We start from the raw sequence: 17,052 nt of genomic DNA on the forward strand, positions 1-17,052 counted from the left end.
GTGAAGACGTTGCCGAGGCGGCGGTGTAATCCCGCCGGCCCCGTGATTGTCGTTTCGATTTTGGAGCGCGTCGATCAGAGGCGCCAGAGGTCCACGCCGGCAGCGGCGAAAGTCGCGCGGTCGTAAATGCTCTTGACGTCGACGACGACGGGGTTTTCCGTAAGCAGGCCGAGGAGATCGCGCGGCGTCATCTGACGGAATTTGCTGTGTGCAACGGCGGCGACGAGCGCCTGAGCAGGTTTGAGCGCGTTGAGATCGCAAAGCTCGACGCCATATTCGTGACGCGCTTCCTCCGGATCCGCTTCCGGATCGCACACTTGCACCTTCACGCCGAACGACTCCAGTTCGCGAATCACGTCCACGACGCGCGAGTTGCGCAGGTCGGGGCAGTCTTCCTTGAACGTCAGACCAAAGACGGTCACGGTCGCGTTGGCGACATGGTGCCCGGCGCGAATCATTTGCTTGATCGTCTGTTGCGCGATGTAGGCACCCATGCCGTCGTTGATGCGACGGCCCGAAAGAATGACCTGCGGGATGTAGCCGAAGCGCTCAGCGATATGCGTCAGGTAGTATGGGTCGACGCCGATGCAATGGCCGCCCACCAGGCCGGGGGAGAACTTCAGGAAGTTCCACTTGGTGCCGGCAGCTTCGAGCACTTCGCGCGTGTCGATGCCGATGCGATTGAAGATGATCGCCAGTTCGTTCATCAGCGCGATGTTCAGGTCGCGCTGCGTGTTTTCGATGACCTTCGCGGCTTCTGCCACCTTGATCGACGACGCGGCATACACGCCCGCCGTGACGACCGAGCGGTAGACGTCGGCCACGATCTTGCTTGTGGCTTCGTCGCTACCCGAGACCACTTTGGTGATCTTGGTGAAAGTGTGTTCCTTGTCACCCGGGTTGATACGCTCGGGACTGTAGCCGACGGTGAAGTCGCGGCCGAAAGTCAGGCCCGAAACGCGCTCGAGAATCGGCACGCACACATCTTCGGTCACACCGGGGTAGACGGTCGATTCGTAGACGACGATGTCGCCGCGCTTGAGCGCCCGGCCGACGGTATCCGTTGCCTTGATGACCGGCGTGAGATCCGGCTGATGGGCGCCATCGACCGGTGTCGGGACCGCCACGATATGGAAATCGGCCTGGGCCAGCTCGCTCGTCTCCGCCGTCAGCAACAGGTCGGCTTGTTTCAGGTCGTCGGTCGCCACTTCATTCGTACGGTCGTGGCCCCGGCGCAACTCGTCGAGGCGCGAAAGATTTATGTCGAATGCAACGGTTCGAGCGGATTTACCAAATGCAACTGCTACGGGCAGACCCACATACCCGAGACCGACCACAGAAATTTTTCGCGTATGCATCAATTCAATAACCTAATGTATCGACTGAACGTCTTGTGACCCGTGCCGATAATTCCGGATGACGAGAGGACAGTATGGCCGTCAAAGACTGTTTCGTTTAACCCGTGAGACAGAAGTGCGCATCGGTCCCCGGAGTGGTCGAATGCAGACACAGATCTGCCCTTTACCAAACTGTAGATTGTATCACCGCGCCCCGCCGGACTGCCCGCGGAGGGGGCCGCGCACCGCTATCTTGCCCCTCGCCTGGACAAACGCGCCAGCCCCGTAGCAGGCCCGTTCGCTCCATCGGCTTATACACATCTTTTGCCTAATTTTTGAGCGAATCCACCTGAGGCCCTTGTAGCAAGGGATTCCGGGTAGCGGCATCCGAAAAGCTTGATCCGATGTCGTCGGACAAGGCGCTCGTAAGTCACTGATTCGGAAGGGCATGCCCGAGATGGGTATAAGTCGACAGGTTTAACTGGCAATCATGTTCGCCGCCAGTCGGCTGCGTTTTCACTAGGACGGCAGCCGACTTGCCCCGATTGAACCATAGCGTTGAGCAATCTTGAGAGAAACGCTGTTTAGGGCTCGAAGCCAACTGACCTGACCCTATGACCCTACACCAAGAAACAGTACCGCTGAGAAGTAGAGAATCCGGCATGATTTTCACGATTTGAAACGGAAGACATGCCATGAAGATGAGCAAGTTCACCGAGGCGCAGATAGCGTTCGCGCTCAAGCAAGCGGAGCTGGGTACGAAGGTCGAGGAGGTGTGCCGTAAGCTGGGCATCAGCGAAGCGACGTTCTACAACTGGAAGAAGAAGTACGGAGGCATCGGCCCTTCGGAGTTGCGCCGGATGCGGCAACTCGAGGAAGAAAATGCGAAGCTCAAGCGACTGGTGGCGGACCTGTGCCTGGACAAGGCCATGCTGCAGGACGTGCTGTCAAAAAAGGTCTGAAGGCTTCCCGCAAGCACACGCTGGTGGATGAGTTGCGTGACCGCTACCGCGTAAGCCTGACCAAGGCTTGCGCGTTGTTCCACATGTCGCGCTCGTTGTACGGGTATCGGTCGGTTGCACGCGACTCGTCGGCATTGCTTGCACGCATCAAAGAGATTGCAGCCACGCGCGTCCATTACGGCTATCGTCGTGTGCACGTGATGCTGCAGCGGGAAGGCTGGAAAGACAATCACAAACGCGTCTATCGACTGTACCGAGCCGAAGGCTTGTCGCTGCGGCATAAACGCCCCAAGCGCAACAAGTCCGCACGGCTACGCCAGCCCAAGAGCATCGTCACTGCCATCAACGAAATCTGGAGCATGGACTTTCTATAGTCCGCCCGCAAACCGCAAGCTCAAACTGGTGGCGCTGAACGACTCGCGTTTATCTATCCGGCCTGTTGCAGACACTTCCAAAGTGTCCTTGGCCTGCATAAAGAAACCGCACGCTCCCGTTCCGATTAGTGTGAAGGCGTCAGAAGCGCCGAAAGTCCAGACGGGTCTACGGGTGCGACGGATGGTCGTTGCTGCCATGTCGATGCTTCGCGAGCTGCGGAAAGCAAAAGAACTCTAGTTCATTGGGTGAAGGCGGTACTGCACCTGGAAATCCTTGCCGCTGCGCAATACGGCCCACACGATGCGCGCAATCTTGTTAGCCAAAGCGGTTACGGCAACATGTGTACGCCGGCGCGCGGCAAGTTGGATGAGCCATCGTTGCAACGGGTCATTCGGGTGCTTATCCTTCCACACCCAGACGGCTCTGGCCCCTTGGATCAGGAGGCGCCGCAGATAGGCGTTGCCTCGCTTTGTGATGCCTGCCAAGCGTGTCGTACCACCGGTGGAAAGCTGCCTGGGGACGAGCCCTGCCCACGAGGCAAGATCGCGCGCGCGTTTGAATTCGCTGCCATTGCCAATCGAAGCCACGATGGCCGTTGCAAGCAAGGGCCCTACACCGGGAATCGATTGCAGGCGTTGCCGAGCGTGGCACACCTCAGACCATCAAGGTGGACAATGGCAGCGAGTTCATCTCGAAGGCCATGGACCGATGGGCGTACGAGCACGGCGTGGAGCTCGACTTCAGTCGACCAGGCACGCCGACCGACAATGCCAAGGTGGAAAGCTTCAACGGGCGCTTCCGACAGGAATGCCTGAACGAGCACTGGTTCTTGTCCTTGGACGATGCTCGGAGCAAAATCGCCGACTGGCGGCGGTACCATAACGAGAGCCGTCCCCACTCCGCACTGCAGTGGGCGACACCCGACGAATTCGCCCGTCAGGCAAGGGAAAGTGCCTCGGCGCACGAATCAACGATGCCGGAAATCTCCACTTCTGGACGGTACTAATTCCGGTGTAGGGTCATAGGGTCAACTTGCACCTCGAGAAGTACTGCAACAGTATAACCATCGGCATATATATGTCTCGGCATGCCTATTATGATTCGATGAACGAGTACCTTATCTGACGGCATCGTATCGAGCTTTTCGGATGCCCCCCCGAAATCCCTTGCAAAGGACCTCCGGTCAATTCGCTCAAAAATCGGGCAAAAGATGTGCATAAACCGATACGTTCGCCGTGCCCTGTCACGTCGCCGGTGTTTCAACAACCGGAAGCTTTGTCGGCGCCGTTTTTTCAGAACATAAATTCCGATACGTTTTGCGTTGAAGCGAGGCTGCCATGAAATGCACGTAAATAGCCACCGGCATTACCTGAACTACGTAACGAGCAAACAAGGTGAATGTGGTGTCGCGAATCGATTGATACGACATGGCGAAAAGCCATATGTAGACGACGATTTTCATCGGTGTCACGCTCTCACGCAGCAGCCGGTTAACGACAAATGCCGCGACCAGCCCGAGCAGCATGCCGCGCAGCAAGGCTTCCATCACGCCGAACCCGACAAACGACTCAGTGATGGCACCGAAAGCGAGGCCGCCACCGGCCATCGCAAACTCCGGATAGAACGTGGACACGTACCAGACTGAGGGGTCCAGCTTGTCGAACCAGAGAAGCTGCTGCGGAACCACGCGCGCGAGGTCCAGCGTGTAAAGCGGGACGTCGAAGTCGACGACCATCTGCTTTTGCTTCATGATGTCGAGCGCGTTGATGAAGACGGACGAGAATTCGCCCGACTGGAGGCCCGAGATCGCCGTGGTCTCGGATACGCCACCACGAATCTGGCCGGCGAGCAGGAACAGGACGATGCCGACGAGAGTCATCGTCACCCAGGTCGAAGGCTTGAGGCGACGCACCAGAATCATGTAGCAAAGCAGATAGCTCAAGGCACACAGCGCGGCGCCCGACCGGCTGCCGCCGGCCACGGCCGACTGCGCCAAGATCCCGGCAACCGCGACGATCCACAGGCGATGCCACTTTGGTGCCTTCGCAATGGTGAAAACCATGAGCGCTAAGAAGAAGGTGAATTGCAATCGTTCTGCGGTGGCGATGAGCTGCTGAAGGATTAGCGGCAGATTGCGCAACACTGTGTAGCTTTCGATGTACGAAGCCGCGACCGGCACGTTGGCCATGGTTCGCACCGCGAAGTCAGTGAGAAAAACGAAGACCAATCCGTAGCCGAGGGCCCGGATTTCCTTCACTTCCGGCACACGGATGGTCTCTACGACGACGTGATACCGGCGCGTCAGGCGGTAGACGCAGGCGAAGCCGAGTAGGAACAGGAAGTAGGCCAGACCGGCGAAGAACACTTGGTCGTCGGTGAACCCGCCGAATTCGTACCGGGTGTCCAATATCTCTCCGATACCTTGCCTGTTCAGGTAGATGCCGATGAGCGGAAGCCATCCATACAGCAGGACGCAGAACCCCAGAAACACTCCAATGTCCGGAATCGGCGTCGAACGATTCTTACGGCCGATCCATAACCCCACCCATGGCAGAGGGAACACCAGGAGCAGCAGTTCTGTCATTGGGGCTTCCTCCTTTACACTTTCGCAAGAACAGGCACGCGATAATACCGCACTCATCGCCAGCCAAACCTGGGGTACTTGCTACCGGCTCGAGCACAACTTCGCCGCCCTTGCGGGTGCACGATAATGGGCTGAGCGAATCAGCCAGTCTGCCGACGTGCCCGATTCCTGGGCGCGCCATCAGCCCAATCATGTCTGCTTCGTGATCCGCGATGTACACCAACCGCGTATGCGGCACGCTCACGGCGCTCCCCCGCTACGTTCGTACCCTTCGATCCAACGCTGGCTTTCCCTCATATCGCTGCGCGTGCCCTAGACATCCTTCGGCTAGCGTGCCGAAGCACAGTGGTCTTGCAGGCACAGCACGACCTGATGGGCTGCCATGCGCTGCTTGGTTTGCTGCAGCGCGGCGCCAGAACCGCGCGCCATTCCACCTCGGCGTTGCCGAAGAAGCGGTATGACGCCATCGCATCACCTCAGCGTCGGCACGCTGGCGGCACACCGGCCCCTGGCTTGGCTGCCAATCGTTTCATCAAAATCCTCGCTCGCTTGTTCAGGCGCGCCGCCAAGGTCGAGGTCAGCAAATTCGGTCCGCGTCCCTCAGGCCGAGGCCAGGACCGAGGCGTTCACGCAAAAAGCGAGCGCAGACACGAGTCCTCACGCGCTTGTAAGCCCTGCGCTGTGTCGTTGAAACTCAATGGCTTCTTCCGCTATCCGCTCCGGCGGGGAGGGGTTCTGTATAAGCTGATGGGTAAAGAGACGCTACAATTTGGAAGTTTGAACGCTCACGTCACATATGCCCCTCACACGCGCCGATCCGCAGACCTCCGACCTCCACCCGATACATGTATTAGCGAAGTCCTTCAAACTCATTTTGTTGGTGGGCGTCATTGGGGCATTGCTGGGGTTGGCTGCCTCTCAGATTATTCACCCCCGCTGGGTGGCCAGGATGACAATCCAGCTTGGACAAGTGTCTATTCCTGATGCCAAGGGTTCGCTGGTACCGCAGCCGCTCGAAAGCCAATTGACTGCAGTCGAGCGGTACAACCTGCCGAGCTTCCACCTCCAAGTGCTCCACGACCTTGGATTGCCTAACCCCGGCACCGGCAACAAGGATTCCGATCTGACGTTCAGTTCATTGAAGGCAACGGCTGCTCGAAGTCCGACCCTGATCAACATCGAGGTTTCCGCCTATTCGCGAGAAGCCGCCGCAGGAACGCTGGAAGCAGCCCTGAAAACCTTCTCGGTCGAGCATCGAAAGCTGTTCGACCAGGCCATCACTGATATGCAACGCAATCAGGCAACTGCTCAAGGCAAGCTCGCTAGCGCACAGCGCGACTATGCACGCATCGGTGAGACCCTGAAATCCTTGGCCACCTCGGGCACTGCAACCGGCATGGGCGCGCGCGACGTTCTAGCCTCCAACACCGCCTCGCTGATCAATACCCAGATTCTTGAGTTGCAGCAGCAAGTCGCAGCGTATCAGGACGCGTTAGGGCCGCTGCGTAGCTACCCAACGAAAGCGATGGGGCCGGCCTATGTTCCGGCACGCCCCAGTACGCCGGGCATTGCGATCTTCATCGCTGCCGGTGTGGCGATGGGTCTGATACTTGGTGCTGGCTTGGCACTTCTCAAACACTCCTTTCGCACCGCATGAATTGCATGGCGAGAGGTATCAATTCCGGTAATCGCTCTCGCCTCATGGATAAAAAAATCCCGCAGCCAGCTGTGGGATTTTTTTCGACTCAATTGAGCGGCCCCCAGTAAACAGTGCCATGATGTAAGCGAGTTTTCGGCGGACTTTTCAGCAAGAAAGGAGCCGTACGATGAAACGCAAGCGCTTCAGTGTCGAACAGATTGTGGCAGTGTTGAAACAGGCCGAAGCCGGGATGCCGGTAGCGGAGCTGATTCGTCACGTGGGCATTACGGAGCAAACCTTCTATCGCTGGAAGAAGGTGTATGCGGGTCTGCAGACGGGCCAGGTTCGGCAGCTGAAACAACTTCAAGACGAGAACGCACAGTTGAAGAAGGTCGTTGCCGAGTTGACGTTGGATAAGGCGATGCTGACCGACGTATTGAAAAAAAAGTGGTGAAGCCTTCGCCGAGGCGCAGCATCGTGGATTATCTGAAGTCAGCGTACGCAGTCACGGAACGCCGAGCCTGCCGCTTGGTGGCGCTGTCCCACTCGGTGTATCAGTATCGCAGTCACCGCGACCCGCAGACGGCATTGCGCCAGCGCATGTGCGAAATCGCGGCGACCCGCGTGCGTTACGGTTACCGCAAGATTCGCGTGCTACTGCAACGGGAGGGCTATCAGGTCAGCAAGAACCGGCTGTATCGCTTGTACCGGGAAGAAGGCATGTCGCTGCGCTACAAGCCGAACCGCAAACGACGGGCACAGATGAGTCGTCCTTCCCGCGCCAGGGCCACAGCGGCCAATCACGCGTGGAGTCTGGACTTCGTGGCCGACCAGCTGACAAGCGGTCAGCGATTTCGTGCGCTGACCATCGTCGATATCTTTACTCGCGAAGCTTTGGCAATCGACGTTGGTCAGAGGCTGGGTGCGTCAGACGTTGTGCGTGTACTGGACGAACTGCGCATCCGGCGCGGAGCACCGCGCATGCTGTTGTGCGATAACGGCTCGGAATTTACCAGTCAGGTGATGGACCTGTGGGCTTACCATCATAAGGCCGAGATTGCCTTCAGCCAGCCAGGCAAGCCAACGGATAACGCATTCGTGGAGTCCTTCAATGGCACGCTTCGCGACGAATGTCTGAACGCACACTGGTTCACGTCGCTGACGGACGCCAAAGAGCAAATTGAGCAGTGGGGGGTGGAATACAACGAGAGTCGGCCTCACAGGGCCCTAGGCGAAGTGTCCCCTGCCGAATACGTCCGTCAGTTGGGCCTGCAGGCCCAACTGACGGACCAACAAGAAGCCGAAGACTAACGTTGCTGTTGGCACTGAAAACCGAGGCCGCTCAAAAACGGACTCTACTAGCTTCCCCGTGGACCGGTTTATTGGGGGCAGGTCACAATATCATAGGGCTTGGATGTTGAACAACAGCATTGCCGTGAAACACTAGCGGCAACGTATCCGTGGCACTTGTAGCTACTACTCGATAACGAATGAGGATTCAGCTTCCGTTTCCGCATCTGCAGCGTTCACAACCTGCGGCCCATAGCCGTGAACATGCTCCCCCAGAATCTCCTTGATGGCGGGCTCGTCCCCCTCTTCGGCCGCAGTCCGCATATTGGCCAAGACGGGAGCAAACTGAGTCCACGGGACATAGTGTTCACGCGCCTTCATAATCCGTTCGTGAACAGTGCCCTCCGGGTTGTCTCCAATGAGCAATTCCTCATACAGCTTTTCGCCAGGCCGCAGTCCGGTGATCTTGATTTCGACATCCCCTGCTGGGTGATTGTCATCTCGGATCGTCAGGCCAGAAAGCTGCACCATGCGCCGCGCCAGATCCATGATCTTGACCGGCCGCCCCATGTCCAGCACGAAAACTTCACCACCATGTGCCATTGCGCCGGCTTGCAGCACCAACTGCGCTGCCTCGGGAATTGTCATGAAGTAGCGCGTCACCTCGGCGTGTGTCACGGTTAGCGGACCGCCCTCTTGCAACTGCCGCCGGAAGAGCGGCACGACGCTACCACTGCTGCCCAGCACGTTGCCAAAACGCACCATCGCAAACACAGTACGGTTTTGAACTACCTTCGAATCGCCGTTTAGCAAGCCGAAATCGACGGTGTCACTCGCCGCAAGCGCCTGCAGCGCCAACTCCGCCATTCGTTTTGACGCCCCCATGACGTTTGTCGGGCGAACAGCCTTGTCGGTCGAAACGAGAACGAAATACTCTGCGCCGCTCTCCATGGCAGCGCGCGCCATGTTGAGCGTACCGAAGATATTGTTCCGCACACCTTCAGATGGGTTGCACTCCACGAGCGGGACATGCTTATAGGCTGCAGCGTGATACACCGTTGCTGGCCGATGGAAACGGCAAATTTCCCGCAGCCGATCCAGATTTGCAACGCTTGCCAACAGCGGCACGATTTCAACAGACAAGTGGTTGTCCGCACGCAAGCCTTCTAACTCTCGATGAATGCTGTACAGCCCAAACTCGTTATGCTCGACAAGCACCAGCTTGCGCGGTTTCTCGAGCATGATCTGACGACACAGCTCGCTACCAATGCTGCCACCCGCGCCGGTCACAAGAACCGTCTTGTTGGCAAGATTGCGTGCGACCAGCGCCTCGTCCGGTGGCACAGGAGCACGCCCCAAAAGGTCTTCGACATCCAGCTCTTGGAAATCACGCACCGTGACACGGCCTGACGCGAGATCAACCATGCCGGGCAGCGTACGGACGTGAACCGGCAATTCGCGCAATTTGGCGATGATGGCATTACGGCGCGCACGCCCAAGCGAAGGTACCGCAAGCAGGATGTCGGTAACGCCCATGCGCTCTATCGCATCGGGCACTTCCTCTGGGCTGATGATGTCCAGGCCGTTGATAGTGCGCCCAATCTTGGATGTGTCGTCGTCAACGTAACCGAGCAACACGAATTCACGCACCACGGCAAGCGCCAGGGCCGTCTGCACACCAGCTTCGCCTGCCCCATAGATCAGCAATCGGCCGACACCGTGATGGTGCCCTTTACTCAACTGACCTGCCAACCAGAACCGAGCCATCGCACGCGTGGTGCTGACCAACAACAGGAATATGATGGGCTGTATCAAGCCAACACTGCGCGGTACCCCATCCCATTTAAACAAAACTATGGCCAGGAAAAACAGTGCGCCATACAGGCCCACCGCCTTAGCTGTGCTCATCAAGGCCGACATGCCCGTATAACGGAAGATGGCGCGGTAGAGGCCAAACCGCGCAAATATCGGGAATGCAAGCAGAGGCGCTAGTATGTAGACGTACTTCTGCTGCAGTTGCGGGAGACCGACTTGGTCGATACGCAGGTAGTACGCGACCCAGACGGAAATCACCGCTAGCATCAAATCCACTGCCACAACAACAAGGCGCTTTGCAGGGCGCGGTAGAGCCAGCAAGGGAGCCGCTGATCTGTGGAATAGCATCTTGGAAATCTTCAATCTCATTTTGATTGCAATGCCTGACCCGGCTCCAACACCGCCCACGCCGCAACCTTAACCCCATAACCCAAGACCGATCCCGCTTGCATCCAGGCCCCATATCCTAATGTCGAGCCACCCGCCATGGCAGCATTGACGCCCAGGTGTCCAAAGTTCTCTACTCGACAATGGTGATCGACCACCGCGCCGCAGTTGACGATCGCACCCACGCCCAGTTGCGCCTCGGTCCCGACAATCGCCCCCGCCATAATGGCACTCCCTGCCCCGATCACCGAGCTGGGCGATACGATGGCTCTCGGGTGCACGATGGTCGCCAATTCAAAATTGGCTGCCAGAAGCTGGTCGCACAGTTTCTCCCGTAAGCCGTTCTTGCCAATCGCAACGATGGCTGCGTCAGCCAGATCACGGTACTTGGCCAAATCGGACGTCCCACCTATCACTGGCCACGCCCAAACTTGCCGCGCCTCAGTCACGTCGTCAATAAAGCCCGCCACCGCGTACTGGCCTGCAGCGCACGCGGCTTCTGCGACCGAACGGCCGTGGCCACCCGCTCCGACAATCAGTAGTCGCTTCATCAGTGTGATACTCCATCCCGGCGCACGACCTTCACGAACGTCATCCAGATGATCCGGAGATCGAACATCAGCGACTGCCTGCGCAAGTACTCCACATCCAATTGCACCTTTTCAGGTATGGGCAATTCGTCCCGTCCATTCACCTGAGCCCATCCGGTAAGGCCGGGCACTAGATGATGTACGCCAGATTCCGTACGCAAGGCAATCAAATCGTCTTGATTGAACAACGCCGGACGAGGTCCAACAAAGCTCATATCTCCAGCGAAAATACTCCACAGTTGGGGCAATTCGTCCAGGCTAGTCTTCCGCAGGAAAGACCCGATAGGTGTCAGATGTGCCTTGGGATCTGCCAGCAGATGCGTTGCCACAGCGGGGGTGCCTACCCGCATGCTGCGGAACTTGGGCATCCTGAATATCTTGTTGTTACGTCCAACCCGGTCGGACCAATACAGGGCGGGGCCGGGAGATGTCAGGCGCACTAGCAAAGCGACGACCAGCACCGGGACAGCCAGTACGGTCGCTGCCATCAGTGCCAACAACAAATCAAACGATCGCTTCACGGCTCCAAACCCTCCACGGCCTTTTTCAAGCCTTGATCCAACGTCAGGGGCGGGCGCCATCCCAACAGCCGTCGCGTTTTTTCAATGTCGACCTGCAATGAACCGCACAGGCGCTGTGCTACAGATTTCTTGCCCACCAGCGCCGCTGCCCCCTCCAAACAGGCCGAAGGAATCGGCAGCAAACGCGCCGATCGGCCCATCGCTCGTGCGGCGCGCCTCAACAATTCTGTGGTTGACACATCTTCGCCGTCCGACACTAGAAATACCTGCCCTGCGGCAGCTGGATGTGAGAGGCAGGTCACCAACAAATCCACCAGATTGTCCAGAGCCACCAAGCTGCGCGCATTATGAATCGCACCCAATGGCAACGGCACGCCACGGCGCAACCATCGCATCATGGATGCGAAGTTGGCCTTGACGCCCGGCCCATAGACGAGCGGAGGCCGGACAATGACCACCTCCATGCCGGTCTGTTCAGCAAGTTCGCGCAGCCTGTTCTCAGCCTCCATCTTGGATACGCCATAAGGATCAAGCGGCGCGGGAAAATCGTCCGCCGTAAATGGCCGCCCCACCGGGGAGGATTCCCCGTTGACCTTGATGGAGCTGACAAACACAAATCGCCGCACGCCGGCCTCGGCAGCCTGCCGAGCGAGGTGCAGCGTGCCGTCAACATTGGCGCGCCTAAATTCGGCCAGGGGATCACTCGCGGTCTCAGCCATCACATGCACACGCGCGGCTGTGTGCACGATCACGTCGACGGCGCTCAATGCATCCCGCCAGTCTGTCCCCGCGGACAAGTCGCCGACGCGAACCGTCTGGACACCGACTGGAAGGCTGACGCAGTCTCGACGAATCGCCGCGCGCGTAGCGAAACCGTCACGGGCCAGCTTGCCCACCAACGCGCTACCGACAAAACCCGTTGCTCCTGTCACCAGAATCACGACGCCCCCCTGGAGACGGAAGGCGAGTCATCCGCGAGTCTTAACTGTTCGATCCACGCCTCCAGACGACTGATCAGGGTTTCCCGATCAAACTCGCGCGCGCTCACAGCCAACCCATTGCAACCCATGACCTCGCGCTCTTGCATCGTCATACGGGACAGCTGCAACACAGCGGCGGCCAGCGCCTCGTGATCGCCCGCAGCGCAGGTCAGGCCCGCGCCCGAGTCCCTCACGACCGTAGACCCTTCCCCATTCAACATAGCGACTACCGGGATGCCAGCCGCCAGATACGACTGCAGCTTGCTCGGAATCGTCATGGAAAAAATGGGTTCGTCCTTCAAGCTCACCAACAGGGCTTGCGCGTGCTTGAAAAATGATGGCATTCTGTCCAAAGGGTGCCGTCCGAGCATCAGCACGCGGTCCTGCAACTGACGGCGTTTGATTTCATCGGCGACCCAACCGCCCATTCTGCCGTCGCCGACAATCAGCCAGCGAATGTGCGCATGGTCCTTGAGCGCCTCGGCCGCGGCCAGAATCGCAGGGAAATCCTGGGCCACGCCAATATTGCCGGCGAACATGACATTGAAGCTCCCAGGCTTGACCGGCACCTCCTCTGCGGCAATCGCATGCTGCATATCGAAGACTGATTCAGCCCATCCAGGGAAGTACTCCACCCGACTGTCCGCTGCCGCATATTTGCGTATCTGCGGAATGAAGCTGTGCGACTGCGCCAGAATCAGGTCACAGCGCTTGTAAATGAACGCTACCAGCTTACCCACTGCCCGCAGAATGGCGGGTGAGCGCACGACACCAATCGCCTGCAAAGTTTCCGGCCAAAGATCCTGCACCCAGAAAGCCATCGGAGCGCGCTTGGCGGCACGCATTACCGCCGCCGGCAGCCCTACGGTGATCGGCGATGGTTCGTATGCGAAGACCGCGTCAAATTGCCGTCCGCGCAGCCTCCCCAGACCCATGGTCGACGCACTCACTGCAAAGCTCAGATAGTTCAGCATCAGGCGCAAACTGCCCGCGCCCCGCGGCATCATCGGCACACGGACAATCTCGGCCCCCTCGTATCGAGCAAAGCGAGCCGGATCGGCGCGAAACTGAGGAAAAACGCTCCCATCAGGGTAGTTAGGTAAACCCGTCAATACCGTGACCTGGTGCCCGCGCCGCGCCAGCTCGGCGACCAGGTCATTGATTCGGAAGTTCTCTGGCCAGAAGTACTGGGTAACGATCAGCAATCGCATAAATCAATTGCTCAATATTTCTTCCAGACCACGCGGTTCACGTAGTCCGTGTAGCTGTGGATGATGCGCAGAACCTTGTCAGAAACATTGGGCATGCTGTAGTCAGCCACCATGCGCAGCATACGCGTCTGACCGCTTGGCTGGCTCTGCAGGATAGCCAAGCCCTGCATTACCCGCTCCACGTCCTGCCCCACCAGCATCACCGCGCCCTCTTCCATGCCTTCGTGTCGTTCCTGCGCCTCACGCAGATTCAGCGCGGGAAAGTTCAGGATGGACGATTCCTCGCTGATCGTGCCACTGTCCGACAGTACGGCCTTGGCGGACATCTGTAGCTTGTTGTAATCGGTGAAACCGAGCGGCTTAAGCAGCCGCACGTTGGTGTGAAACTTCGCCCCGATAGCATCCACGCGCTTTTGCGTGCGCGGGTGCGTCGACACGATGACGGGCAGACCATACTGCTCTGCCACCGTATTCAACAGCTCTACCAACTTGCGAAAGTTGGGGGCGGAATCGACGTTTTCCTCGCGGTGAGCGCTGACCACAAAAAACGCCCCCTTTGACAAGCCAAGGCGGTCCAGCACGTCGGACGCTTCGATGCGCGGCATGTAATGGGCGAGTACCTCCGTCATCGGACTACCCGTCTTGATCACGAGGTCCGATGGCAATCCCTCACGCAACAAACATTCGCGAGCAATGGTGCTGTAGGTCAGATTGACGTCCGCTGTGTGATCCACGATGCGTCGGTTGATCTCCTCGGGCACGCGCTGGTCGAAGCAGCGATTGCCGGCCTCCATGTGGAACACTGGCACTTTGCGCCGCTTCGCCGGCAGCACCGCCATACAGCTGTTGGTATCACCCAGCACCAGCAAGGCATCGGGTTTCTCCGCCGCTAGTACACCGTCCACTGCGATGATGACCTTGCCGATGGTTTCCGCAGCGCTGCCGCCCGCCGCATTCAGGAAATGATCGGGCTTGCGGATGCCTAGATCATCAAAGAAGATCTGGTTGAGTTCGTAATCGTAGTTCTGCCCCGTATGCACCACGACGTGATCGCAGTACTCATCGAGTCGCGTCATCACGCGCGAGAGACGAATGATCTCGGGTCGTGTGCCGACCACCGTCATGACCTTGAGTTTCTTCACGACTTCAGTCCTCCGCGACTGCGTGTTCACCGCGCACGATACGCTGCATAAAGTCGAGCTTGAGCAGCAGAGCCTTCATGCCGTCCACATCCAACCGTGTCGTGTTGTGCGAGTTGTAGTCCTCACCATGCATACTTTGCGTCAGACGCGGCTCCCCCTCCTCGACATACTTGCTGTAGTTCAGGTCGCGGCCATCAGGTGGCACTCGATAGTACTCGTCCAAATCCTCGGCGCACGCGATTTCCTCGCGGCTGAGCAACGCCTCGTACAACTTCTCCCCATGGCGCGTCCCCATCACTTGCACGGGATGCTCTGGCTTGCCCATCAGGTCCAAAATGGCCTGAGTCAGCACGTCCACGGTTGCTGCCGGAGCCTTCTGTACGAAGATATCCCCGTTGTTGCCGTGTTCGAAGGCGTATAAGACCAGATCGACCGCATCCGCCAGCGTCATCATGAAGCGGGTCATCGTCGGGTCGGTCACGGTGATGGCCTTCCCGGCCAGAACCTGCTCCACGAAGAGCGGAATGACTGAACCGCGCGATGCCATCACATTGCCGTAGCGCGTGCCGCAAATCACGGTGTTCGTTCCCTCCAGATTGCGACTGGCGGCCACCATGACCTTCTCCATCAGGGCTTTGCTGATGCCCATGGCGTTAATCGGATACACGGCCTTGTCGGTGCTCAAGCACACCACCCTTTGCACCCCGGCACGAATCGCCGCATCGAGCACATTCTCTGTGCCCAGCACATTAGTGCGCACGGCTTCCATCGGATGGAACTCACAGGACGGAACTTGCTTCAGCGCTGCGGCGTGGAACACGTAATCTACGCCGCGCATGGCAGTCCCTACGCTATGGGCATCACGCACATCACCGATGTAGAACTTCAGCTTCGGATTGTTGTAGCGCTTGCGCATGTCATCTTGCTTCTTCTCGTCCCGACTGAACACACGAATCTCGCGCAACTCAGAACTCAGGAAGCGACGCAGCACGGCGTTGCCGAATGAGCCGGTACCACCGGTAATTAACAAAATTCTATCTTTGAACATTTTGGGACTTGTCGAGTTCTTCTCTTCAACCAAATTCATGCATGGTCCGCACCAGCTCTGGCCACGGCTTGGGTTGAAAACCCGCTGCCTGCCGGAAACGCGTCGAATCCAATGAGCGGTCGATCACCAACTGATCATCTGGCATGATTTCGATGACTTTTCCATAAACTTCGGCGACGAGCGTCAGCAAATCGAGCTTGTTAATAGGTTCCGACGACACGTGGTAAAGACCATGGAGTTCCGGGTGCGGAATGACATGGTCGCGAATCAAGCGTGCGATCTCCACGGTGGGCAAGCCGGAAAAGATAGCACGGCTGAAACCTTTGACGCGGCTCTCTTGGGCCAGAAACCATCCAACAAGGCTGCGTGCGCCGTCCAGTTCATGGCCGATGATAGACGTACGCAGCGTAATGGCATGCGGATAGTCAACTTCACCCAAGTACTTGCTGCGACCATAGAGGTCCCTGGCATCCGACACGTCTGCTTCGGTGTACATCCCCTTGGCACCCGAGAAAACGCAGTCGGTGCTCATGTGAACCATACGCGCGCCGGCCACCTCGCACAACCGCGCCAATCGGTGCGGCAACAGGGCGTTAATGGGTATGGCCGACAGCGCATCATCAGCCTCGGCCAGTTGCTTGACCAGACCGACACAATTGATGACAACGTCCGGATGTACCATCGCAAACAGTCTTGTCAGGGCGTCGCTATTTTCCACATCCACACCCGTGACTACGTTCGCGTGCAGCTCTTTGGGTAGCGAGCGCAATGCACTCGCTGAACGGACCGAGCCAATCGCCTGATAACCCGGGCTTTGCGCGAATAAGCGCATCACGGCATTGCCCAGCATGCCGGACGCCCCCAAGATCAACACACGTATAGGTTTGCTCGTCATGAACTTATTTTCCTAAAGAAATTCTGCAGAAATCTCCGTACCAGTGCTCAGCGCCGTGATGGCCATCTGCCACACAGCACACACCTTAAAACCAACCTCCGGCTACTAATCAGACATGCGCCACATACCAAGGTATCGCCTCGGCACCAGCGCACAGCCCGTACGTTGCGGCAGACCCGATCAGAACACTCGCTTTCCCGAGGTCGGCCGAACGGTGCCGCACATCGCCAGCGTGGAATCCCCACAAATCGGCTGAGCGCTTTGGCTCAGTTCATG

General features: G+C 58.2%; 13 protein-coding genes and 2 pseudogenes. 4 read left to right on the top strand and 11 right to left on the bottom strand.

Features of this window, described 5'->3' with window-relative positions:
* Positions 1 to 74 precede the first annotated feature (74 nt).
* Positions 75 to 1,358, bottom strand: coding sequence for a nucleotide sugar dehydrogenase (locus NG900_RS09785; protein ID WP_252679696.1), 1,284 nt, complete (start codon positions 1,356 to 1,358; stop codon positions 75 to 77).
* A 674-nt stretch (positions 1,359 to 2,032) separates the two neighbouring features.
* Here NG900_RS09785 and NG900_RS09790 point away from each other — a divergent pair.
* Positions 2,033 to 2,670: pseudogene (locus tag NG900_RS09790) on the top strand (transposase); the annotation flags it as partial.
* Between the two features lie 237 nt (positions 2,671 to 2,907).
* Here the strand turns inward: NG900_RS09790 and NG900_RS09795 are convergent.
* A complete protein-coding gene (locus NG900_RS09795) occupies positions 2,908 to 3,279 on the bottom strand; it encodes a transposase (RefSeq protein ID WP_252679697.1) in 372 nt (123 codons plus the stop codon).
* A 38-nt stretch (positions 3,280 to 3,317) separates the two neighbouring features.
* Between NG900_RS09795 and NG900_RS09800 the strand changes: the two are divergent.
* A pseudogene (locus tag NG900_RS09800) lies at positions 3,318 to 3,680 on the top strand (integrase core domain-containing protein); the annotation flags it as partial.
* 237 nt (positions 3,681 to 3,917) lie between these two features.
* Here NG900_RS09800 and NG900_RS09805 read toward each other — a convergent pair.
* Positions 3,918 to 5,258, bottom strand: a complete 1,341-nt coding sequence (locus tag NG900_RS09805) for a hypothetical protein (protein ID WP_252679698.1) — start codon at positions 5,256 to 5,258, stop codon at positions 3,918 to 3,920.
* A 796-nt stretch (positions 5,259 to 6,054) separates the two neighbouring features.
* On the opposite strand from NG900_RS09805, the gene NG900_RS09810 reads away from it, so the two are divergent.
* Entirely contained in the window at positions 6,055 to 6,915 is an 861-nt protein-coding gene (locus NG900_RS09810) for a GumC domain-containing protein (protein ID WP_252679699.1), read from the top strand.
* A 169-nt stretch (positions 6,916 to 7,084) separates the two neighbouring features.
* Positions 7,085 to 8,208 (top strand): IS3 family transposase gene (locus tag NG900_RS09815; protein WP_252679700.1). Its coding sequence is split into 2 segments (ribosomal slippage): positions 7,085 to 7,346 and positions 7,346 to 8,208, totalling 1,125 coding nucleotides; the frame shifts between segments, so codons are not numbered across the junction.
* Between the two features lie 165 nt (positions 8,209 to 8,373).
* Here NG900_RS09815 and NG900_RS09820 read toward each other — a convergent pair.
* From NG900_RS09820 to NG900_RS09855, 8 genes are read right to left on the bottom strand one after another with little or no spacing between them, the layout of a single operon-like run.
* Positions 8,374 to 10,350 (bottom strand): polysaccharide biosynthesis protein, encoded by a 1,977-nt coding sequence (locus tag NG900_RS09820; protein ID WP_420804140.1) that lies wholly within the window; start codon positions 10,348 to 10,350, stop codon positions 8,374 to 8,376.
* Positions 10,351 to 10,367: 17 nt separating this feature from the next.
* Positions 10,368 to 10,940 (bottom strand): acetyltransferase, encoded by a 573-nt coding sequence (locus NG900_RS09825; RefSeq protein WP_252679701.1) that lies wholly within the window; start codon positions 10,938 to 10,940, stop codon positions 10,368 to 10,370.
* Entirely contained in the window at positions 10,940 to 11,500 is a 561-nt protein-coding gene (locus NG900_RS09830) for a sugar transferase (RefSeq protein ID WP_252679702.1), read from the bottom strand. Before NG900_RS09830 ends, NG900_RS09825 begins: the two co-directional genes overlap by 1 nt.
* Positions 11,497 to 12,441 (bottom strand): UDP-glucose 4-epimerase family protein, encoded by a 945-nt coding sequence (locus NG900_RS09835; RefSeq protein ID WP_252679704.1) that lies wholly within the window; start codon positions 12,439 to 12,441, stop codon positions 11,497 to 11,499. The genes NG900_RS09830 and NG900_RS09835 overlap by 4 nt, the downstream gene beginning before the upstream one ends.
* A complete protein-coding gene (locus NG900_RS09840) occupies positions 12,438 to 13,691 on the bottom strand; it encodes a glycosyltransferase family 4 protein (RefSeq protein ID WP_252679706.1) in 1,254 nt (417 codons plus the stop codon). The genes NG900_RS09835 and NG900_RS09840 overlap by 4 nt, the downstream gene beginning before the upstream one ends.
* Before the next feature lie 11 nt (positions 13,692 to 13,702).
* On the bottom strand, positions 13,703 to 14,833 hold the full coding sequence (gene wecB / locus NG900_RS09845; protein WP_252679708.1) for a non-hydrolyzing UDP-N-acetylglucosamine 2-epimerase: 1,131 nt from the start codon (positions 14,831 to 14,833) through the stop codon (positions 13,703 to 13,705).
* Positions 14,834 to 14,837: 4 nt separating this feature from the next.
* On the bottom strand, positions 14,838 to 15,881 hold the full coding sequence (locus NG900_RS09850) for a polysaccharide biosynthesis protein (RefSeq protein WP_252679844.1): 1,044 nt from the start codon (positions 15,879 to 15,881) through the stop codon (positions 14,838 to 14,840).
* A gap of 25 nt (positions 15,882 to 15,906) precedes the next feature.
* A complete protein-coding gene (locus NG900_RS09855; RefSeq protein ID WP_252679710.1) occupies positions 15,907 to 16,776 on the bottom strand; it encodes a dTDP-4-dehydrorhamnose reductase family protein in 870 nt (289 codons plus the stop codon).
* Positions 16,777 to 17,052 lie beyond the last annotated feature (276 nt).

It is taken from the genome of Ralstonia soli, from assembly GCF_023955655.1.
In the GTDB taxonomy this organism is placed as follows: domain Bacteria; phylum Pseudomonadota; class Gammaproteobacteria; order Burkholderiales; family Burkholderiaceae; genus Ralstonia; species Ralstonia soli.